Source organism: Streptomyces sp. NBC_00234, from assembly GCF_036195325.1.
Lineage (GTDB): Bacteria > Actinomycetota > Actinomycetes > Streptomycetales > Streptomycetaceae > Streptomyces.
Window position 1 is genome coordinate 809,042 of sequence record NZ_CP108101.1, and the last position, 22,347, is coordinate 831,388.

Sequence of the window (22,347 nt, forward strand, 5' to 3'; positions counted from 1 at the left end):
TCACCAAAGCGCACGGAACCGCCGCCCACGCTGAGGCCATCGCGTTCTTCCTGGGCCGATGCACGTCCAGCAGCCCCCTCGGCGCCAAATATTTGGTCCAGACCATTGACCCGCCGATCGGTCTCTCTCTAGCATCTGCGGCATCACGACAGCCCATCAGGGCAGCTGTCCTCCTCCCTCCGCTTCACCCTTCGCACGCGGAATACGTGTGCGGTTCAAGCCAGTTCGGGCCGACCGCCCACGGCCCGGCCCCCAGGAGCGTCATGCCCGTACCCGACCAGCAGTCCCACCCCGTACCGGCGAGCGAAACAGGGCCGGCGGGGGTTCACGACGCAGCCGTGCTCTCCGTCGGGCAGGAACGTCTCTGGTTCCTGGACCAGTTCGAACCGGGGGACGCGGCCTACAACATTCCGCTGGTACTCCGGTTCACGGGACCGCTCTCGCCAGAGGCCCTGGGGGGCGCCCTGGACGCGGTGGCCGGTCGGCACGAGGCGCTGCGCAGTCGGTTTCCCGCCGTCGACGGACGTCCGTACGTCGTCGTCGATCCGCCGTCTCCCGTACCGCTCGACACCCGCGACCTGCGGGGCCGCTCGGACACCGACATCACCTCGTGCGTCGGCGAGTTCACCAATCGCCCCTTCGATCTCGCCGAAGGTCCGTTGCTGCGGGCCGCACTGTTCCGTACCGGGGAAAGTGCCTACACGTTCTGCCTCGTGGTGCACCACATCGTCGCCGACGGCTGGTCCCTCGGTCTCCTGCGGTCCGAACTCGCCGCGCACTACTCCGCGCACCGCATGGGGACTACGGCGGAGTTGGCGGAGCCGCCGTCCTATCTGGCTCACGCCGCCGCGGAGCGCGCGTGGCTGGACGGGCCCGAGGCCATCTCGGCCCTCGACCACTGGCGGGAACTGCTCAGCGGCGCATCGCCGTTGGCGCTTCCCGTCGAGCGCCCCCGACCCGAGGTCCCGGGCAGCGGCGGCGCCTACTCCACCCAGGTGCTGCACGGTCTCGTCCCCGTGGTGGAGGCTTTCGCCCGGTCACGGCGCCTCACCCCGTTCATGGTGATCGCCGCCGCCTACCAGGCTCTTCTCCACCGCTGTACCGGCCAGGACGACTTCTGTGTGGGGGTGCCCACAGCGGCGCGGACCACGGTCGACAGCGAGCGGACCGTGGGCTATTTCTCCTCCACCCTGGTCCTGCGCGCGGACTTCGCCGGGGCGCCGTCCTTCGACGTCGTCCTGCGGCGGATCCGCGGTGACTGGCTCCGCGCCCTGACGCACGGCCGCGTACCGTTCGAACGGCTCACCGAGGAGCTGCGGCAGGACCGTGACACCGGCCGTACGCCGGTCTTCCAGACGCTTCTCACCGTGCACACGCAGAGCGGCGGCGCTCTCGGCGAGCACCGCTTCGCGGACCTCGTGTGCGCCGAGGGCGACGGCGGCCACACGGCCGCCAAGTTCGAACTGAGCCTGGACGTCCGCCCGGACGGAGACGATCTGCACGCCGTCTTCGGCTACCGCACCGACCTCCTCGACGCGGCGCAGACCGCCCGGATCGCGGCCCGCTTCGAGGTCCTGCTGCGTGCCGCCCTGGCAGCACCCGACACGCCAGTGCACCTACTGACCCTGCTCGACGCGCACGAACGGGCGGAGCAGCGGGGCGAGGATGCGGGACCCGCTCTCCCCCCGCACCCTCCGACGGTCCTCGCCGCGATCGACCGGGCGGCGCTCGTCCCCGGCGCGGTGGCCGTCATCGGTCCGGACGGAAGCCTCACCCGCGGCGAACTCGCCGACGCCTCCCGTGCCCTGGCTGCCCGGCTCCTGGCCCACGGCGTCGGCCGCGGGGACCTCGTGGCGCTCTGTCTGCCTCGCGGTCCGCTGCCGGTCGTGGCGATGCTCGCCGCCTGGCGCATCGGCGCCGGATACCTCCCTCTGGACCCGCACTACCCTTCCTCACGACTCGACTTCATGCTCCGGGACAGCGGTGCCGCTCTCCTGGTGACGGCTGACGGCGCGCCCGTCCCGGGTCTCACCGTCGACCTCCCTGTCCTGTCTGTCACCCCGCCGAACCGCCCGGAGAACGCGGCCGGGCCTCTCCCCGGAGCCGATACCGAGGCGGGCCCGGACGACCCCGCGTACGTCATCTACACCTCGGGCTCCACCGGTACGCCCAAGGGCGTCCTCGTACCGCACCGCGCTCTCGCGGCGCGTGTCGCCTGGATGCGCCAGGGCTACGGCCTCGACGAGGCGGACCGCGTCCTGCACTGCGCCTCACTCTCCTTCGACACCAGCGCCGAGGAGATCTTCCCGGCACTGGCGTCGGGCGCGGTCCTCGTCACGGCCCGGCCCGGAGCCGCCCTCTCCGACCAGCTGGCCGAGCCGTACGCGGCCGGTGTCACCGTCCTGGACCTTCCGACCCCCTACTGGCACCACCTCGTCGCCGACCTGGACGAAACCCCGTGGCCCGACTCGCTGCGCCTGCTGATCCTGGGCGCCGACCAGGCGCGCGCCGAGGCGGTCGCCGTCTGGCGGGCCCGCTTCGGCGACACCGTACGACTGGTGAACTCCTACGGCCCGACGGAGACCACCGTCATCGCCACGACGGCGGACCTGGGCGCTGCCGACGAGCTGCGCAGGCCGCCCATCGGGCGCCCCATCGGCGCGACGACCGTCGCCGTGCTGGACCGCCACGGCACGCCCGTGCCGCCCGGCACGCCCGGTGAGCTGGTGATCGGCGGGGCCGGTGTCGGCGACGGGTATCTGGGGCGCCCCGGCGCCACCGCCCGGTCCTTCGTGCCCGACCCGGACGGGCCTCCCGGGGCCCGCCGCTACCGTACGGGCGACCGGGTACGCCGTCGCGCCGACGGGCAACTGGAGTTCCTCGGCCGCCTGGACGGCCAGGTGAAGGTGCGCGGATTCCGGATCGAGCCCGGCGAGGTCGAGTCCGCGCTCCGCTCCCTGCCCGGTGTGGCCGAGGCCGTGGTGTCCGCCCGCGACGACCGGCTGATCGCCCACGTCGTACCGGCGCCGGCGATGCCCGCGCCGGACCCGGCGCGACTGCGCGCGGAGCTGTCCACGGTGCTGCCGCCGCATCTCGTCCCCAACGCCTGGGTCGTGCTCGATCAGCTGCCGCTCACCCCCAACGGCAAGGTGGACCGGGCGGCCCTGCCGGATCCCGAGGCCGCCTCACCCGCGAGGGCCGTGCACGTGCCGCCCCGGACCGAGGCGGAGGAACTGGTGGCCGAGGTCTGGCGGGAGGTGCTCGGCACGGGTCCCGTCGGCGCCGACGACGACTTCTTCGACCTCGGCGGCCACTCGCTCCTCGCCACCCGGGTCGTCGCCCGCATCCGCGCCGCCGTCGACCTCGCCGTCCCCCTGCGCACCCTGTTCACCCACCGCACGGTCGCGGCCTTCGCCGAGGCCGTGGAAGCCGCCCTGACCGCCGAGATCGACGCCCTGTCGGACACGGCGGCCGAAGAACTCCTCGCTGCGCAGGACGCACTGGAAGGAAGCCGGCCCGTCTCATGAGCGCCGACACCGCCAACCCGGCGGAACCCGCCGCGGCCCGCCTCTCGGCCGCCAAGAAGGAACTGCTGCGCCGCCGACTGGCCTCGCGCGCCGCCGCCCGCACCACCGTGCCCCGCCGGGACCCCGGCACGCCCGTCCCGCTGTCGTTCGCGCAGGAACGGCTCTGGTTCATGGAGCAGTTCGCTCCGGGAACCGCCGCGTACAACATCCCGGTGGTCCGCAGGCTCCGCGGCCCACTGGACACCGGCGCTCTCCGCGCCGCTCTGGACGCGAGCGTGGCGCGGCACGAGACGCTGCGCTCGCGGTACCCGGCCACCGACGACGGGCGCCCTGTGCTGGTCATCGACCCGCCCGGGCCGGCCGATCTCACCCATGCCGAAGCCGCCTGCCCGTCCGAGGCCGAGCGCCTCGTCGACGAGGCGTCGGCCGTGCCCTTCGACCTGGAGGAGGGGCCGCTGCTGCGAGCGCTCCTCATCCGGCTCGCCGACGACGACCACGTCCTGCTCCTGGTGGTCCATCACAGCGTCAGCGACGGCTGGTCCAGCGAGGTCCTGCTGGGCGAGGTGCTGCGCGGCTACGCCGCCCGCGTCGCGGGTGATCCGGATCCGCTCCCCGAACTGGCCGTGCAGTACGGGGACTTCGCCCTGTGGCAGCGCGAGCGGCTCAGCGGCGAGCGGCTCGCTGCCGAGGTGGCCCACTGGACCCGTGAGCTCGCCGGGATCGAGCCGCTGGAGCTCGCCTTCTCCCGTCCCCGCCCGCCCCGTCAGACCTTCGAGGGCGCCGGGCACGCGTTCTCCGTCGACCGCGGCGTCCTCGACCGGCTCGCGGCGCTCGGGCGCCGGCACGACGCGACCGTCCACATGGTCCTCCTGGCCGCCTTCCAGATCCTCCTGGCCCGCTACAGCGGTCAGCGCGACTTCGCCGTCGGCTCCCCCGTCGCCGGACGCGACGAACCCGAACTCGAAGCTCTGGTCGGCATGTTCGTGAACGTGATCGCCCTTCCGGCCCGGCTGGAGGGCGACCCGTCCTTCGCCGAGCTCCTCCGCCGCACCCGCGAGACCTGCCTCGATGCCTACGCCCACCAGGACCTGCCGTTCGCGCAGCTGGTCAGCGAGCTCAAGGTCCCCCGGGACGTGTCGCGACCGCCCGTCTTCCAGGCCGTCCTGGCCGTACAGAACTACGCCACCCAGCGCGACGCCGGATCGGACGGCCCCCTGGCGGCGGAACCGTTCGGGGTGCGGGCCAGCGGTACCCGTTTCGATCTCGAACTCTTCCTCCAGGAGTGGCCCGACGGGCTGCACGGCTCCTTCAACTTCAACACCGACCTCTTCGACGTTTCCGACATCGCGCGCCTCGCCGACCACCTCGGCAGGCTCCTCCAGGCCGTCGCAGCCGCCCCGGAGACCCCGCTGTCCGCTCTCGCCGGACGCACCCCGGACGAACTCGACTTCGAGACGCGCCGGTTCAACGACACCGCGCTGGACCGTGCGCCCACCACCCTCACCGCCCTCGTCGGCGAGCAGATCGCCCGCACTCCCGACGCGGTCGCCGTGGCCGTCGAAGGCCGGGCGGCCCTCACCTACCGGCAGCTCGACGCGCAGGCCGACCGGATCGCTGCGCGCCTGGCCGCCGAGGGGGTCGGTCCGGGCAGCCTCGTGGCCATCTGCTCCGAACGCATGCCCGAACTCGTCGCCGGTCTGCTCGGCATCCTGCGCACCGGTGCGGGCTACGCCCCGCTGGAACCCGGCTACCCCGCCGAACGCCTCGCCTTCCTCCTCGCCGACAGCGACGCGCCCGTCCTGCTCACCCAGCGCGGACTGCCCACACCGCACGGCTGCACGGCTCAGGTCATGCTGCTGGACGATCCCGCGGAGCCACCCAGGTCGCGCCGCGGCCCCGTGGGACCCGGCCCCGACGACACCGCGTACCTCATCTACACCTCCGGCTCCACCGGCCGCCCTAAGGGTGTCCCCAACACTCACCGGGCGATCGCCAACCGCATCCAGTGGATGCAGGACACCTACCGCCTCGGGCCGGAGGACGCCGTCCTGCAGAAGACCCCCGTCGGCTTCGACGTATCGGTCTGGGAGTTCTTCTGGCCCCTGGCCACCGGTGCGCGCATCGTTCTCGCCAAGCCCGGCGGCCAGAAGGACAGCGGCTATCTGCGGGACCTCATCGCCTCCGCCGGCGTCACCGTCGCCCACTTCGTCCCCGCCATGCTGACGGTCTTCCTCGCCGAGGAGGGCATCGAGCGGTGCACGACCCTGCGCCGCGTGATCAGCAGCGGAGAGGCCCTCCCGCCCGACGCCGCCCGCGAGCTGACCGGCCGGCTGCCGCACTGCGCCCTCGCCAATCTGTACGGGCCCACGGAGGCCGCCGTCGACGTCTCTTCGTGGGAGTGCTCCGGCCCCCTGGAGACGGTGCCGATCGGGCTCCCGATCGACAACACGCGGCTGTACGTACTGGACGCCGCTCTGAGCCCCGTACCGCCCGGCGCCCCCGGCGAACTGCACATCGGCGGCACGGCCGTCGCCCTCGGCTACCACCGCCGGCCGGGCCTGACCGCAGCCCGGTTCGTGCCCGACCCGTACGGCCCGCCGGGCTCCCGCCTCTACCGCACCGGCGACCTGGCCCGCCGCCGCCCGGACGGCGCTCTCCAGCACCTCGGCCGCGTCGACCAGCAGATCAAGCTGCGCGGGCTGCGGATCGAGCCCGGCGAGACCGAGGCAGCGCTGCGCGCCCAGCCCGGTGTCGCCGACGCCGCCGTCGTCCTGCGCGAGGACCGGCCCGGCGACAAGCGTCTCGTCGGGTACGTCGTGGCCGCCACCGGCTCCGACGAGCCCGACCCCGCACGGCTCCGTACCGCGCTCAAGAGGGTGCTGCCCGAGCATCAGGTCCCCGCGGTGGTGGCCATCGTCCCCGCCCTGCCGCTCACCCCCAACGGAAAGCTCGACCGCCGCGCCCTGCCCGCTCCCCAGATGCGGCGCGCAGCCGGCGCCACCCGGCCCACCACCCCGACCGAGCTCCTGCTCGCCGAGATCTGGAACGAGGTGCTCGGCCTGACGGAAGTCGGCACGGACGAGGACTTCTTCGACCTCGGCGGCCACTCGCTGCTCGCCACCCAGGTCGTCGCCAGGGCCCGCGGCCGGCTCACCGAGGCGGGCGCGCAGCCCGTCAGCGTCATGGACCTCTTCACCCACCGCACGATCCGCGACCTGGCCGCCGTCGCCGCAAGAGACGAGCACGACGACACTCCGCGGCCCCTGCTGCACCGGCTCACCCCGCCCGTGTCCGCCGCCCGCCGTACCCGCACCTTCGTCTGTGTCCCCTACGGCGGCGGCAGCCCCGTCGTCTACCAGCCCGTCGCCGACGCGCTGCCCTCCGACGTCGAACTGTGGGCCGTCGCCGTGCCGGGCCACGACGTCGGCGTGACGGAGGAGTCCGTGCCGTTCGACGAACTCGCCGAGCGCATCGCGGGCGAGGTACGGGAACGGACGGAGGGACCCGTCGTCGTCTACGGCCACTGCGCCGTCGGTACGGCGCTGGCGATCGCCGTGTCCCGGCTGCTGGAGGCGACCGGCCATCCCCTGGAGGCCGTCTACGCCGGAGCCCAGTTCCCGTTCGCCCGGCCGCGCAGCCGCGTTCTCAACGCACTCAGCCGCGTCGCCTCCCTCGAACCCCTGCTCGGCGACCGGGTCTACGCGAACTGGCTCATCGGACTCGGCGTGAACACCTCCGACCTCGACAAGGAGCAGGCCGCCTTCATCATCGGCAACATGCGCCGCGACACCCAGGCCGCCGAGGACTACTTCACCCGCGCCATCGCCGACGTCGCCGCCGGCGCTCCGCGGCTGCGCGCCCCGCTCGTCTGCCTGATCGGCGACCAGGACCCGGCGGCCGACTTCTACCAGGAGCGCTACCGGGAGTGGCTGCTGCTGGCCGAACGCTCCGCCGTCGCCGTCCTCGACCAGGGCGGGCACTTCTTCCTCAAGTACCGTGCCGCCGAGGTCGCCGACGCGGTCACCACGGTGCACCTCGCGGTCCGCGACGGGCTGACCGACGAACTCCCCGCCCGCGATCCGCTCCACTCGTGGTGGTTCCACGGGGACACCGGCCCCGTCGCGGCGGCCGATGGCACACCGGCGGACGAACAGCCCTCTGCTCCACCCCACGAGGGCACGGAGTCCGGAGCCGGGCCCGAACCCAGCATGCGCCGGTTCCTCCTGGTCGCCGTCGGGCAGCTCGTCTCCATCACCGGCTCGGCGCTGACCGAGTTCGCCCTCCCGATCTGGATCCTGCTGAACACCGGCTCCCTCACCCGGTACGCGCTGTACGCGGTCGTCGCCATGGTCCCCGGCATCCTCGTCGGCCCGCTCGCGGGAGCCCTCGTCGACCGGATGAACCGACGTACGGTGCTCCTCGCCGGCGACATCGCCGCCTGCACCACCCAGGCCGGACTCCTCGCTCTGCTCGTCACCGGAAACCTTCACTCCTGGGAGGTGTACGTCCTGCTCGGCGTACTCTCCCTCGCCCTGACGTTCCAACGGCTCGCCTACGCGTCCGCGGTCCCGCAGCTCGTGCCCAAGCAATACCTCGGCCACGCCAACGGCATCGTTCAACTCGCATTCGGAACAGCTCAGTTCGTCGTTCCACTGGTGGCCGTGGCGCTCATGGCGGCGATCGGTCTACGCGGCATTCTCGTCATCGACGTGGTCAGTTACGTCCTGGCCATCGGCATCCTGCTCGCGGTGAAGTTCCCCCGGACGCTTCCGTGGACGCGGCGCGAGTCCCTCGTGTCCGAGATCCGGCACGGCTTCACGCATTCATGGCGCAACCGGGGTTTCCGCGCCATGCTGCTGTGGTTCGCGGGCCTCAACATCTTCCTCTCGCCCCTCTTCCTGCTCATCACTCCGCTGGTCCTCGCCTTCGACGACCTCGCGGGCGCGGCGCGGGTCGCCGTCGCGGGCGGCGCCGGAGCGATCCTGGGAGGGATCGTCATGGGCTTCTGGGGCGGCCCGCGCCGGCACCGGCTGCGGGGCATGCTCGGCATCGCGGCGCTTCTGGCCCTGGCCGGAGCCGTCACCGGGCTGCACGCCAGTCTCTGGGTGATCGCCGCCGGGGCGTTCGGCATGTCCTTCGCGCTCTCCCTCGTCAACGGCGTCTACTCCACGATCGTCCAGGTCAAGGTGCCCCAGCGCTTCCACGGCCGCGTCTTCGCCCTGAACACCCTGGTCGCCTGGTCCACCCTGCCGTTGGGGCACGGAGTCATCGCCCCGCTGGGCTCCTCGCTGCTGGGACCGCTGATGGAACGCGGAGGGGCGCTCGCCCCCGTCTTCGGCCCCCTGATCGGCACCGGCCCCGGGCGCGGTATCGCCCTGATGTACGTCCTGTTCGGGTGCGCCATGCTCGGCATGGTCGCGCTCGGCCTGCGCCTTCCCGTGCTGGCCCGCTTCGACCGGGACGTCCCCGAAGCCGAGCCCGACGACCTGGTCGGCCTGCGCGAGCGTGCCCGGATCGCCGCCGCCCGCCGTGCGAAGGAGAGCCGGACGTGACCGACGCTGCCGCCACCCTGCCCGCCCTGCTCGCCCGTCGTGCCGCCGTGCACGGCGACCGCACGGCCCTCGTCACCGGCCGCGAACGGCTCGACTTCGCTTCCTGGCAGGCCCGTTCGGGGGCGTACGCCTCCGCTCTGCGCTCCGCCGGACTGCGGCCCGGGGACCGCGTCGTGCTGCAGCACGGCACGAGCCGGTGGACGGAGTTCGCCGTCGCGTTCCTCGCGGTGCTGCGCGCCGGCGGGGTGGCGGTGCCACTGTCCGACCGGTCCGCGCCCGCCGCCACGGCGTACGCGCTCGCCGATGCGGGGGCCCGCTTCCTGCTGCACGGCGGGACGGACCTCCCGGCCGGAATCCCTTCCGGGACACGTGTGTTGACCGAAACCGACGCCGAAGGCCACCCCGCCCGGCCGGACCTGCCCGACCCCGCACCCGGCGACCTCGCCCAGATCCTCTACACCTCCGGCACCACCGGAACCCCCAAGGCCGTCGGCGCCCGCCACGCCAACCTGGCACACGGCTGCACGCTGGACGAGCGCCGTCGGCCGCTGCGCCACTCCTCCGCCTTCCTGCACGCCTTCCCGGTCGGCACGAACGCCGGACAGACCATGCTGGTCAACGCGCTCAACGCGCACGCCACGTGTGTCACCGCTCCGCAGTTCACCCCGGCGCGCTTCCTCCGCCTGCTGTCCGAACACGACGTCGGAAGCGTCTTCCTCGTCCCCGCCATGGCGATCGAGCTGCTGGCGTCACCGGCCCTCGCGGACGCCACCGCCTCCGGCGCGCTCGACTCCGTCCACCTGGTCGGTTCCACGGCAGCCGCCCTGCCGCAGCCGGTCGCGCTCGGACTCGGCCGCGCCTTCCCGAAGGCGCAGATCGTCAACTACTACACCTCCACCGAGGCCGCGCCCGCGCAGATCACCCTGCTGTTCGATCCGGCCCGTCCCGCCTCCCCCGGCCGGCCCGCCTCCCTGGCCGATCTGCGCGTGACCACCCCCGACGGGCTCCCGGTCCCGGCGGGCCGGGCGGGCGAGCTGTGGCTGCGTTCGCCCTCGGCTCCGCGGGCGTACATGGGCGAGACGGACGGCGAGGTCTTCCAGGGACGCTGGGTACGCATGGGGGACCTCGGCCGCATCGACGAGGACGGCTTCCTGCACCTGCTCGACCGGGAGCGCGACGTCGTCAAGTCGGGCGCCCACAAGGTCTCCACCCTCCAGGTCGAGAACGCCCTGCACTCCCATCCGCAGGTACGCGACGCCGCCGCCGTCGGAGTACCTCATCCCGTGCTCGGGAGCGTCGTCGCCGCCGTGGTCGTGTCCGACGCCGGTCTGACGGCGGCGGCCCTGCGGATCTTCCTGCTCGATCACCTGGCCGTCCACGAACTGCCCGCCACCGTGCTGTTCCTCGACGCGCTGCCCCGTAACGAGGCCGGCAAGGTCCTCAAGCGCGATCTGCGCCGGCTCCTCGCCCAAGACCACCCCGAGGCCACCCTGTGAACGCGATCCTCAGCCCCGCCCAGCACGGCATCTGGCTCACCGAGCGCACCCTGGACACCGCTGCCGCCTATCACCTGACCCTGACCGTGGACCTCGACGGCCCCGTCGACCCCGACGGCATGGTGCGGGCGTGCTCCGCCGTCGCCGCCCAACACCCTTCCCTCAGCACGGTGTTCGCTCCTGACGGCACACCTCGAACCGGCACGGAACCGTCCCGTGCGCGGGTGGTCGACTGCGCCGCCGGTGAGCTCGACACCCTCCTCGCCCGGGAGCGGGCCCTTCCCTTCGACCTCGTCGGCGGTCCGCTGCACCGCTTCGTCCTCTTCCGGCTGTCCCCGGTACGGCACGTCCTGCTCCTGACCGCCCATCACCTCGTCTTCGACGGCGAGTCCAAGGACCGGCTGGTCAACGACCTGGCCAACGCCTACCGGCGGGGTCCGCTCGCTCCCGTCGCCCCGCGACCGGCGGTCGAGCCCTCCGCCGGTGCCCTCACGGACGCGGAGGCGTACTGGGCCGCCCGTTGGCGCGAGCCGGCCGCGCCCACGCTGCCCGGCCTCGTGCCGTCCGGCGCCCCCGGCACCGCCCCCGCGCCGGGCGCCGAGATCTCGTCGAGCCTCGGACCCGGGAGGACCGCTCTCCTGGACACCACGGCGCGCCGGCTCGGTCTGACCCGCTTCGAACTTCTCACGGCGTCCTGGCACGCCCTGCTGGCCCGTTACGGCGACCCCGCCCCGGTCACGGCCATCGAACTGTCGCTGCGTCCGCGGGGCGAGGCGGTCGGCGTGGGGCTGGCCGTCAATGAGCTGCCCCTCTTCAGCACCACGGCCCCCGACGCGCCGTTCGCGGCCTGGTCCCAGACCGTCCGCACCGAACTGCGCGCCCTGTACCGGCACCGGGCCGTCCCGCTGGGCCGCTCCGTACGCGGCCTGACCCCGCGCACCGCGCTCACCCCCCTCTCCCTCAGCTACCGGCGCCGACCGGCCGCGGAACAGCCCGCTTTCGGCGACGGGGTGCGCGCCGAGGTCCGCTGGATCGGCTTCTGCGGCACCGCGCGCAACCTGCTCCACCTCCAGCTCGTCGACTCCGGGTCCGAGATCGACGCGAGCCTGCAGTACCGGGCCGACGCCCTCACCGCCGAGTCGGCCCGGAGCATCGCCGGGCACTGGAAGACGCTCATCGACGGCGTACTGGCCGACCCCGGCACACCCGTCGGCGACCTGCCGCTACTGACGCCCCGGGAACGGTCGGACCAGCTCGCCGCACCGGCCCCCCGGCCCGAACTCGCCCGGTGCACCGTGCCGGCGCTGTTCGCCCAGGCGGTGGCGGCCCACCCCGACGCGGTCGCCGTCGTCCGCGGCGAGGAGATCCTGACCTACCGCGAGCTCTCCGGTCTCGTCGCGCACGCGGCCACCGCGCTGCGCCGCCACGGCGCGGGCCCGGGCACCCTGATCGGCATCGGCCTGCCCCGGGGGCGCGACCAACTGGTCGCCGTCCTCGCCACCCTGGCCTGCGGTGCCGCCTACCTGCCGCTCGACCCCGACTACCCGGCCGAGCGGCTGGCCTTCATCCGGTCCGACTCCCGTCTCGCGCTCCGGATCACCGCGCACCCCGACGGCCCCGGCGACCTCGTGCCGGCCGATCTCGCACCCGAGGGCGCGGACACCCCGGCGCTGCCCCCGGGTCCGACGCCCTCCCATCCCGCCTACGTGCTCTACACCTCCGGCTCCACCGGGCGTCCCAAGGGGGTCGAGGTGCCCCACTCCGCGCTCGCCAACGTCCTGGGCGCGCTGCGCGACCATCTGGGCTCCGGCCCCGAGGACCGCTGGCTCGGACTCACCTCGCTGTCCTTCGACATCTCCGCCGTCGAACTGCTTCTGCCCCTCGTCACCGGAGGGCGCGTCGTCCTCGTACCGGAGGGCGGCCACCGCGACGGCCCCGCGCTCCTCGGCCTCATCCACGGCGAGGGGATCACCCACGTCCAGGCCACCCCCAGCGGATGGCGGCTGCTCCTCGACGCGGGCCTCACCGGCGCGGCGGCCGGGCTCACGGCGCTCACGGGCGGTGAGGCGCTGCCCCCGTCCCTCGCCAGGGACCTGGCCGCCGTGAGCAAGCGGCTCGTGAACGTCTACGGCCCGACCGAGACGACCATCTGGTCCTCCCTCGCGGAACCCGCGATGACCGACGACGAACAGGTCCTCATCGGCGAACCGCTCGCCAACACCCGCGCCTACGTCCTCGACGAGCGGCTGCGCCCCGTCCCGTACGGACTGCCGGGCGAGCTCTGCCTCGGCGGCGCGGGGCTGGCCCACGGCTACCGGCACCGCGCGGGTCTGACGGCCCTGCGGTTCCTCCCCGACCCGTACGGCCCGCCGGGATCGCGCATCTACCGCACCGGCGACCTCGTCCGACGGCTGCCCGGCGGTGGGCTCGTCTACCTCGGCCGCTCCGACACCCAGGTCAAACTGCGTGGCCACCGGATCGAGCTGGGCGAGATCGAGGCACGGCTGGCGTCGCATCCCTCGGTGGCCCAGGCCGCCGCCGCGGTGCACGGCGCGGACGGAGACCGCCGGCTGAGCGCCTATGTCGTCCCAGCAGGCCCGGCTCCCACGGCGGAGGAGCTGCGTGCCCACCTGTCCGCCACGCTCCCCGCCGCCGCCGTGCCCGGCACGTACACCCTGCTGGACGCCTTCCCGCTCACGCCCAACGGCAAGCTGGACCGGGCCGCGCTCCCGGAGCCGGTCCCGGACCGGAGCGGGCCCTCGGCCGCCGACGACACGGACGCCGAACTCGACCCCACCACCGGAGCGGTGCTCGCCATCTGGCGCGAGGTCCTGGCTCTGGACGACCTCGGGCCCGACGAGGACCTCTTCGACCTCGGCGGCCATTCCCTGACCATCACCGCCATCGCCGCCCGCATCCACCAGAACCTCGGCGTGGACGTCCCTCTCGACGTCTTCTTCGACACCCCTACCGTGCACGGCGTCACCGCCGCCGTCACCGCACTGCGCAAGGAGTAACCCCATGAGCGATCCGACCCGCTATCTCGTGGCCGTCAACGACGAGGAGCAGCACGCCCTCTGGCGGGACGGCACGCCGCTGCCCGCAGGCTGGCGGGCCGAGGGCTTCAGCGGCACCGAGGAGGAGTGCGTCGCGCACGTCGACCAGGTGTGGCCGGACATCCGGCCGCTCAGCGTGCGCCGCCGTCTGGCCGACGAGGCCGCCCGCCAGGCCGGCGGTGCCCGGTGAACGCGCCCGCCCCGACCCGCCACCGCCTTGCCCAGCTCGTCGAACGGGCCACGGACGGCCAAGTCGCCGCCGACGAGATCGTCGACTCCGCCGAACCCCTCGCCGCGCTCGGCGTCAGCTCGCTCTCCCTGCTGCGGCTGGCCGACAGCCTGGAGTCCGAGTACGGCGTCCTCATCGACCTCGGCGACCGGGCGCTGTACACGGAGGGGCTCGCCGGGCTCACCGCTCGCGTGCGGAGTCTGGCGGCGGAGGGCACCCCGTGACGGCGGCGGCGCCGGACACGGTGGTTCCCGGCACGGCGGCACCGGGCCCCGGTCGGAACCCGGCGGACGCGACGACGACGGTCTCGTTCACGGGCGGCCGCTCCGGCGACGCCCCGCTCACCTGGGGCCAGCGCGCGATCTGGCACGCGATCGGCCGCACCGCACCCAACGATCACTACTTCAACATCGGGCGCGTCCTGCCCCTCGCCGACCGGGGTGCGCCCGTCGACCTGCCCCGGCTGACGGGCGCGCTCGCCGCGCTCCTCGTCCGTCACGAGGCGCTGCGCACCCGGATCGTGGCCGGTGACGACGGAGATACCCGTCAACGCCTGTATGCCGAGGGGACGGTGGAGGTCCGCGTCCACGACGAGCCCGACCCGGACGGCAGCGGGGCCGCCGCCGAGAGCCTGTTGTCGTCCCTCGCCTCCCGCCGTTTCGACTACGCGCGCGAGTGGCCCGTACGGTTCGGCGTCGTACGCCACGAAGGCCGGATCACCCACGTCGTGCTGGCGCTGTGCCACCTGGCCACCGACGGGCACGGCGCCGAGGTCCTCGTCCGCGATCTGCGGCTGCTGGCCCGCCGCGGGTCGGCCGGTCCCGCCTGCGCCGAGACCCCTCTGGATCTCGCACGGCACCAGGCGTCCCCGGCCGGCCGCCGCTCCGGCGGGGCCGCGCTCGCCCACTGGGAGAAGGGTCTGCGGCAGGCCCCGCCGACGATGTTCCCCACTCCGGTCGCGGCGCCGCGCACCCCCCGTTTCTGGACGGGCCGCCTGGTCTCCGCCGCCCTCCCCCGGGCCGTCGAGGCGCTGGCCGCCACCCACCGGGTCAGCGGCTCGACCGTGCTCCTCACCGCCTCGGCCGCTCTGGTCGCCGCAGATCAGGGGCACTCCGTGGCGACGGTCATGCCGATCGCCGGCAATCGGGCGGCGCAGGACCACCGCACCCTGGTCAGCACGCTGTCCCAGGACGCGCTGTTCGTTCTGCGCATGGACGATGTCCCGGGTCCGGACGCCGATTTCACCGACCTGCTCGCGGGTGCCTGGCCGGCCGCGCTCGCCGGGTACCGTGCGGCCGCCTACGATCCCGCCGACTGGGACGCCCTGTTGGACCGGGCGGCCCAGGAGCGCGGCACCGAGGTGCACCCGTACTGCTGCTTCAACGACATGCGGCTGGCGGAACGGCCCGCAACCCCCCGTAAGGCGCCGCACGCGGACGAACTCGCCGCGCTCCGCCGCCGCAGCGTGCTCGACTTCCCCGCGACGCAGGACCGCGTCGCCTGCCGGTACTGCCTGCACGTGAGCGGGGACGACAGCGCGCTCACCGTCACCCTCACGGCCGACACCGCCTATCTGCCGCCGGCCGCCATCCACGCGCACCTGCGCGCCATCGAGGAGGTCGTCGTGTCCTCGTCGGCCGGAACCCCGCCTCCGCTCGCGGCGCTGCCCGGACTCCTCGCCACGGAAGGGTCCGGCCGATGAGCGCGAGCCGCGTCCCGCGTCCGCTGGCCCGCGCGGGGACGACGTCCTGCGTCCAGGGCGGGAGCATGCGTTTCGGCGTGACCGCCGGCGACGGCGGCCCGCTGACCGGTCACGTCGTCGTCACCGACGTCGTCTCCGAGCGCCCGATGACGCGCGTACCCGTTCACGGGACCGGCTGGACGCTCGACGTCCCGCCCCACTGGCCCAGTTCCCTGTACGTGGCCCGTTTCCACGACGACCGGCCCGAGACACCGGCGCCGGAGCGCGACGCCGAACACGAGGTGTGGTTCGTCGTCCGCGCGGCACGCCCGGCGGCGACCTCGTCCGTGCTCGTCTCCGTTCCCTTCGCCACCTGGCGCGCCTACCACCGTGCGGGACAGCCGGGCCGCAGCATCTACTACGCGGAGGAGCCGGGCCGCGCCGCACGGGTGTCCCTCACCGAACCCGGGGGCGGGCCGCCGCCCGAGCGCTGGGAGGAACCTCTGCTGCGCTGGCTCCCGGAAGCCGGGTACCCGGTGGAGTTCTGCTCCGGCTTCGATCTGCACGACGGCGACGAACTCCTCTGCGCCTACCGGCTGCTGGTGATCAACGGGCACGACGAGTACTGGTCGGCCGGGATGCGAGACAGCGTCGAGACCTTCGTCCGCAAGGGCGGCAATCTGGCGGTCTTCGCGGGCAACACGGCCTGGTGGCAGATCCGCCTGGAGGACGGGGGCCGCACGATGGTCTGTCACCGCGACGCCGCCGCCGACCCCGTCACCGCCGTGGACCCGCGCCTCACCACCGTCGAATGGTCCAGTTCTCCCGTCGACCGTCCCGAGAACTCCATGACCGGGGTGAGCTTCCGCAACGGCGCCGGCGCGTGGGGCGAGGGCATGGCCGTGATGGGACGCGATGCCTATACGGTCCGGTTCGCCGACCACTGGGTCTTCGAGGGCACCGGGCTCGCCGACGGCGACGCGTTCGCCCGGGGCGCGCTCGGGTACGAGACGGACGCCGCCGAACTCGACTGGTCGGCCGGCGTGCCCCGGGCCACGGGCCGTGACGGCACCCCGCGCTCCTTCGCCGTCCTCGCCACCGCGGACCTGCGGCACTGGCGTGCGTACGGACAGGGCGGCTGGGCCACCATGGGCGTCTTCCGCCTGGGCGCCGGCACGGTCTTCAACGCGGCCACCATCAACTGGGGCCGGGCACTGCCCGATCCGGTCGTGGACCGGATCACCCGCAACGTCCTCGACCGCCTCGGTGGTACGTCGCCCCGGTCCGCCTGGCAGACCGTCGGGCCGGCGCCGCGTCTGCGGGCGCTCGCCGCCTGCGAGGGCCTGCTCTTCGCCGTGGCCGAGGACGGCAGGACCCTGCTGCACCGCGAGCCGTCCGACCAGAACGTGCCGTGGGTCCCGTGTCCGCCCGCGCCGGGAGCCGAGCCGGAGATCCGGTGTCTGACGGCGCCGCGCGAGGCGTGCCGGCCCGTGCCCCTGGCCCTCCTCGCCGTCGGCACGGACGACCACCTGCTCGTGCGCGCCCCGGTGCCCGGGCCGGCTCCCTGGACCCCGGCGGGAAAGGTCCCTGCCGGGACGACCGCCCTGGCCATGTGCGACAACACGCTCTTCGCGGTGACCCCGCACGACGACACCCTGCACCATCGGCCGGCCCTGCACCCCGAGGCGCCGTGGACAGCGCTGGGACCGGCGGGCAAAGCAGCCTCCCTGACCGTGCTCAACGCCCGTCTGTACGCCGCAGGTCCGGACGGACTGCTCACGCGCCCGCCGGTCACGACCGACGTCCCCTTCACCCTCGCCGGCCCCTTCCCGGAGGCCAGGGCTCTCGCCTCGTACGCGGGGCGGCTGCTCGCGGCGACCTCCGACGACCTCCTCGTCAGCCATCCGCCGGCGTGAACGGAACGCTCCCCGTGGCGCCCGCCCCACACCGCCCGCCGGGACTTTCGCGGCCCGGGGCACTCCTGTCACCCGCTCGGTTCACCTGAGGTCGGCCTGTGAGGGGGCGTCGTCCAGGAAGCCGCCCGACTGGTGCTGCCACAGCTTCGCGTAAGCGCCGTCCGCCGCGAGCAACTGCTGATGCGTGCCCTGCTCGACGATCCGCCCCCGGTCGAGGACGACGAGCCGGTCCATGGTGGCGACCGTGCTGAGCCGGTGCGCCACCACCAGCGCCGTTCGGCCCTCCATCAGGTGCCACAGCGCCTTCTGGACCAGGACTTCGCTCTCGGAGTCCAGGGCGCTGGTCGCCTCGTCGAGCAGGAGGATCGGTGCGTCCCGCAGGATCGCGCGGGCGAGGGCGACCCGCTGGCGCTGTCCGCCCGACAGCTTCACGCCCCGCTCGCCCACCATGGTGTCGAAGCCGTCCGCCAGCGCGTCCGCGAACTCCGTGACGTGGGCCGCCTCGGCGGCGCGGCGGATCTCGGCGTCGGTGGCGTCCGGGCGCGCGAACGCGATGTTGTCGCGCAGCGTGCGGTGGAACATCGCCGGGTCCTGCGGAACGTAGGCGAACAGACTGCGCAGATCCGCCTGACGCAGGGTGCTGATGTCCTGCCCGCCGACCAGGATCCGGCCGCTGTCGATGTCCGTCATGCGCAGCAGCAGCCGGCTGAGCGTGGTCTTGCCACCGCCGGACCTGCCGACGAGCCCGATCTTCGCACCGCTGCTCACCTCGAGGTCGAGGCGTTCGAAGAGCGGCTTCCCACCGGTGTGGGCGAACGTCACCTGTTCGAAGCGGACATCGGCGGCCTCGGACAGCAGGGGTTGCGGTGCCACCGGGTCGAGGACGGTCGGTTGCGCCAGCAGAAGCTCGGTGAACTGCCCGGCCTCTGTCATCGAGCTCTCCAGACGGCGGTAGATCTGGTTGAACTCGAACATGATCCGTGTCGCGTTGGTGTAGTACGTGAAGGCCACGACGACCGCCTCCACACCGTGTCCGCCGCCGCCGAGCGTCACCGCGAGCAGCAGGCCCAGGACATTGGTCAGCACCGACATCGGAGCGACGAGCGTGTCGATGCGCAGGTTCCCGTAGTCCCACGACCGCAAGGTGAGCCGCCGTGACTCCGCGACCCTGGAACGGTGTTCGGCGGCCTCGGGGCCCTCGGCGCCGAAGGCCCGGACCGTATCCATGTTCATCAGGCTGTCGGCGACATGACCCGACACCTGGGCGATGGCCTCCTCACGCTGGTCGACAAGTGCCTGCCTGCGCCGGATGAGCGGGGTCACGCACAGCGCGGTCAGTGCGATCATCGCCAGGAGTCCCACGACGAGCAGCGGATCGTAACTCCACAGGACGACCGACCCGAACAGCAGCGGCACCAGGCTGCCCACGACCGAGAAGGTCAGGGTGTCGACGCATTCCTCGAAGCGTGAGGCGAAGCTCAGGACCCGCTTGGTCAAGGACCCCGCGAAGTTGTCGTGGAAGAAGGTGGCGTCCTTGGCGAACAGCTCGTCCATGCCGATCACGTAGAGGTGCTCGATGCCCCGGGCGTCCACGCGGTTGAGGAAGTGGAGACCCACGCGCCACAGTGCCTCGGCGAGCAGCAGCACTGCGGCGAAGCCGAGCAGGTAGGGCATCATGGCGCCGAGGCCGGTCCCGCCGCCGTCCGCGATGTGGCCGACGAGCTTGGCGACGATCAGCGGCGCGATGTACTGGATGCCGATATTGCCCAGTGCCGGCGACAGCATCGCGGGTGCCGTCAGCCATCGAAGCCGGACCAACTCCTTTCCGTAGTACCGCAGTACCAGGAGGACCGATCCCTTGCCCGGCCCTTCCTCACGTACGTCAGGCAATGCCCTTCCCCCTGTGTGATGGTGCGGCGGGCCCCTCCGCGTGTCTCCGGGAGGAGGCGCGGTCGCGGTACCGGCAGCGGGGCGATTCGGTTGTTCGGTGCGGTGGCGGCCGGCTCGGTCCGTTCGGCTGACTGTCTTCGGCCGCGTCGTCCTCCGACCGGCCGTGTCCGGCGGTAGCGCATCGCAGTGTCCCGCGACCGCGTCCGAGGGTTCCACGCGTTTTTCTCGGCCATCGACACCGGAGAAATCCCGTCAGCCCTACGCAGGAGCGACGGAACTGCGCGCCTCGGCAGGAATAGCCCCCTGTTCTCCGTCCACGGCGACACCGGTACGGGGGAGGGAGCGCGGGCCCCTCTGACGGCGAAGGCCCCATGCATCCGGTCGGCGCACGGACACGGGACGCTCCGAGGGCCCCGGAGTGCGGCGACGATCGTTCGAGTCGTGGAGACTTGAGACCTGGGCGTCGCCCGCCGAGCAGCTGAACGCCACACAGGCGAGGCACGGAGGGTGGTACGAGCGCGCCACATCCCGCTCCAGCACCAGACCCAGGCCGACGAGGAGGACACGATCAACACCGCGGAAACGAGCAGGCACCCGCTGGACCCCGCCAGCATTCTCAACGCGAAGAAGACGCTCCTCGAACTCCTGAGCCGCGCCGGGGTGTTCCGGGACGAGGCCGAAGAGCTGATCGCTCTCGTGGAGGCAGGGGCGATCGCAGACGCGCACAGCGAGGCAGGGAAGGCGGACGTGCCCCCCGGTGAGCACGGGGAACCGTACGCCACCGGCTGGCACGACGGCGCCCGGGCCGTCAGTGACGCATTTGTCCGCGTCGCCGAGCGCGCCCTTGAGCGCGCCATCGGCCAGGCGATGTCCGACGCGGTGGGGGACGACGCCGCACCGGGCCATCACGTCGTCGGCAGGGTGGACGTAGAGCGCGCGAAGGTCGCCGTGACGCCGCTCTATCTCTCGTTCAGCGACGTCTCGAACCTCGACCCCGAGGTTTCGGACGAGGTCCTCACCGCGGTACTCGGCACGATGAGCGTCGTGGGGCGGATCGGGTACTCCGGCCGGCTGAAGGAGTTCACCGAGACCCACCGGAAGCGGCTGGCCGAGGTGTACGCGCAGTACGGGCCCGGGAGCCGCATCGCCGTCCACGGCCGCTACTCCCTCCTCCACTCCCCCACGAGCGTCGCCGTGCTCGAACGCCTCACCGCCGCTCCCTCGGCGCTCCGGGCGGAATGGGAGCAGGCGGAACTCCCGCCGGCGTGGCTGGACGGACTCACGACCGCTTGGGACGCGCCGCACGCTCCACCGGGCTGACGCCGGTCCGGCGCAGTGCCTTCCCGTACGACGTCACCGTCCTTTCACCCCTCACGTTCGACCTGCCGCAGGCACAGACCGGCCAGGAATGGAGCGGCACGCTGCTGATGCCGCACGGCTCGCGCCCGCCGACGATCCCCGACGACCTCGCCCAGGCCGCTGCCGAGGCTGGTGTCGACACGGGAGGCTGGTCACCGGCCGAGGCCCGGCAGCTTCTGACCTTCCTCGGCGAAGCCGGCCCTGGTCCCGTCCGCACCGACCGGATCGGCATGATCATCGCGGCTCTGGCGGGTCGTCCGTGAGCGCGGCAGCCTCGGTGCGGTTGGTGAGCCTCGATGTCGGATACACCCTGGGAGAGCCGTCCGGGACGACGCTGACACAGCGACTGGTTGAACTGTCCCCGCTGCCGGTCCGGCAGGCGAAGCGGATCGCCCAGCAGATCCCGCACGCCCTGGACCCGGACAGCGATGTGACGGGGCCGCAGACGGTATGCGCCGCCCTGGGGATCGCACCGGCCGCATTCCCCCACGGCCACCGCCCGCCCGGCTTCGAACTGTGGCCCGGCGCGGGAAGGGTGGTGGGCCAGATCGCCCATGTCGTGCCGGTGGTCACCCTGTCGAACGTGAGCCACTGGGACGAACGAGCGGCCGATATCGCCGGGCTCCTGGCGCCCCACCTCCAAGCTCACCACCCTTCGTGGCGGCTCGGGTTCGCCAAGCCCGACCCGCGCGCCGTGCAAACTGTCGCGCGACTGCATGGCCGTGACCCCGCGGAGGTACTGCATGTCGGCGACAGCTTCGACTAGGCCGTGTCCGGCCGATCATTCGTCTGGGATGGAACGTGCATGATGTCGCCCAGGTCCTGACATCTGCGGCGCCACCACGGCCAGGCACGTGGAGAATGAGGGTCGGGCAGGGTACGTGCCAGGAAGTCGGCGTCGGCATCTTTGACGATCGAGGCGATTTCCCGGGCTGCTCGTCTGTCGAGAGCGCCGATGGCTCGCTCTATCAGGAGTCGGTCATCCCAGATGTCGTAGCCGGGCAGATGCGGCTCGGGCAGGTAGAGAGGCCATCCTGGACGGCGTACGAACGCTTGCCAGCAGCGGACGGCGTCCTCGAGCTGCCGGATGGGTAGGTCGCGTTCGGCTTCGAAGCGGGCCGCCTGACGAAGTGTGTGAGGTGAGAGCCGTGAAGGCCGGCGCCGGTAGCCCCGAAGATGGGACCGGCAGAGGGCGTCCAGGCGTAGAGCAGCCGCCGTCTTGCGGGGCATGACTCTTCTTTCGCAAGTAGTGATCTCGGTGAGGAACTCTACTGTGGGAGCTTGCGGCAGGTCAGGTCCTGAGCCAGATGAGAAGTGCCGCTGCGGTCACAGTGCCGAGGAAGACGTGGACCCGCTTGTCATAGCGGGTGGCCACGGCCCGGGACTGCTTCAGCCTGTTGATCGCCCGTTCCACGACGTTCCGCTTCTTGTAGCGCTCCTCGTCGAAGCCTGTCGGCCGCCCGCCCCCGCTACCTCGCTTCAGACGGGCGGCCCGGGAGTCGGACTTTTCCGGGTTCGCGTGCTTGATGCCGCGTCGGCGCAGGTAACGGCGGCAAGGACCGTTGCTGTACGCCTTATCGGCGGCGACGCTGTCCGGCGCCCTCGCCGAGGACGGCACTCACCCTCTCGCACAGGCCCTTC

At 72.8% G+C, this 22,347-nt stretch carries 12 protein-coding genes and 1 pseudogene; 11 read left to right on the plus strand and 2 right to left on the minus strand.

Features of this window, described 5'->3' with window-relative positions:
* The first annotated feature begins 263 nt into the window (after positions 1 to 263).
* The 8 genes from OG230_RS03265 to OG230_RS03300 all read left to right on the plus strand — a co-directional run bounded on the left by OG230_RS03265 (position 264) and on the right by OG230_RS03300 (position 17,457).
* Positions 264 to 3,527, plus strand: coding sequence for an amino acid adenylation domain-containing protein (locus OG230_RS03265; RefSeq protein ID WP_328908607.1), 3,264 nt, complete (start codon positions 264 to 266; stop codon positions 3,525 to 3,527).
* Positions 3,524 to 9,079, plus strand: coding sequence for a non-ribosomal peptide synthetase/MFS transporter (locus OG230_RS03270; protein WP_328908608.1), 5,556 nt, complete (start codon positions 3,524 to 3,526; stop codon positions 9,077 to 9,079). The genes OG230_RS03265 and OG230_RS03270 overlap by 4 nt, the downstream gene beginning before the upstream one ends.
* Complete coding sequence (locus OG230_RS03275; RefSeq protein WP_328908609.1) at positions 9,076 to 10,575, plus strand: class I adenylate-forming enzyme family protein; 1,500 nt, start codon at positions 9,076 to 9,078, stop codon at positions 10,573 to 10,575. Before OG230_RS03270 ends, OG230_RS03275 begins: the two co-directional genes overlap by 4 nt.
* Complete coding sequence (locus OG230_RS03280; RefSeq protein ID WP_328908610.1) at positions 10,572 to 13,592, plus strand: non-ribosomal peptide synthetase; 3,021 nt, start codon at positions 10,572 to 10,574, stop codon at positions 13,590 to 13,592. The genes OG230_RS03275 and OG230_RS03280 overlap by 4 nt, the downstream gene beginning before the upstream one ends.
* A gap of 4 nt (positions 13,593 to 13,596) precedes the next feature.
* Positions 13,597 to 13,821: an MbtH family protein gene (locus OG230_RS03285; RefSeq protein ID WP_328908611.1), complete on the plus strand. Its 225-nt coding sequence runs from the start codon at positions 13,597 to 13,599 to the stop codon at positions 13,819 to 13,821.
* Positions 13,818 to 14,084 (plus strand): acyl carrier protein, encoded by a 267-nt coding sequence (locus OG230_RS03290; RefSeq protein ID WP_328908612.1) that lies wholly within the window; start codon positions 13,818 to 13,820, stop codon positions 14,082 to 14,084. Before OG230_RS03285 ends, OG230_RS03290 begins: the two co-directional genes overlap by 4 nt.
* Positions 14,081 to 15,562 (plus strand): condensation domain-containing protein, encoded by a 1,482-nt coding sequence (locus tag OG230_RS03295; RefSeq protein ID WP_328908613.1) that lies wholly within the window; start codon positions 14,081 to 14,083, stop codon positions 15,560 to 15,562. The genes OG230_RS03290 and OG230_RS03295 overlap by 4 nt, the downstream gene beginning before the upstream one ends.
* A 65-nt stretch (positions 15,563 to 15,627) precedes the next feature.
* Positions 15,628 to 17,457: a N,N-dimethylformamidase beta subunit family domain-containing protein gene (locus OG230_RS03300; RefSeq protein ID WP_328911282.1), complete on the plus strand. Its 1,830-nt coding sequence runs from the start codon at positions 15,628 to 15,630 to the stop codon at positions 17,455 to 17,457.
* A gap of 81 nt (positions 17,458 to 17,538) precedes the next feature.
* Here the strand turns inward: OG230_RS03300 and OG230_RS03305 are convergent, their stop codons facing one another.
* Positions 17,539 to 19,242, minus strand: a complete 1,704-nt coding sequence (locus tag OG230_RS03305; RefSeq protein ID WP_328911283.1) for an ABC transporter ATP-binding protein — start codon at positions 19,240 to 19,242, stop codon at positions 17,539 to 17,541.
* A 612-nt stretch (positions 19,243 to 19,854) separates the two neighbouring features.
* On the opposite strand from OG230_RS03305, the gene OG230_RS03310 reads away from it, so the two are divergent.
* Genes OG230_RS03310 through OG230_RS03320 form a run of 3 tightly spaced genes read left to right on the plus strand, consistent with a single transcriptional unit; the run spans position 19,855 to position 21,472 of the window.
* A complete protein-coding gene (locus OG230_RS03310) occupies positions 19,855 to 20,667 on the plus strand; it encodes a hypothetical protein (protein ID WP_328908614.1) in 813 nt (270 codons plus the stop codon).
* A complete protein-coding gene (locus OG230_RS03315; protein ID WP_328908615.1) occupies positions 20,637 to 20,969 on the plus strand; it encodes a hypothetical protein in 333 nt (110 codons plus the stop codon). Before OG230_RS03310 ends, OG230_RS03315 begins: the two co-directional genes overlap by 31 nt.
* The gene (locus tag OG230_RS03320; protein ID WP_328908616.1) at positions 20,966 to 21,472 is read left to right on the plus strand and encodes an HAD family hydrolase; all 507 of its coding nucleotides are present in this window, start codon (positions 20,966 to 20,968) and stop codon (positions 21,470 to 21,472) included. Before OG230_RS03315 ends, OG230_RS03320 begins: the two co-directional genes overlap by 4 nt.
* Before the next feature lie 525 nt (positions 21,473 to 21,997).
* On the opposite strand, the pseudogene OG230_RS03325 reads toward OG230_RS03320, so the two are convergent.
* Positions 21,998 to 22,303, minus strand: a pseudogene (locus OG230_RS03325) (transposase); the annotation flags it as partial.
* Positions 22,304 to 22,347 lie beyond the last annotated feature (44 nt).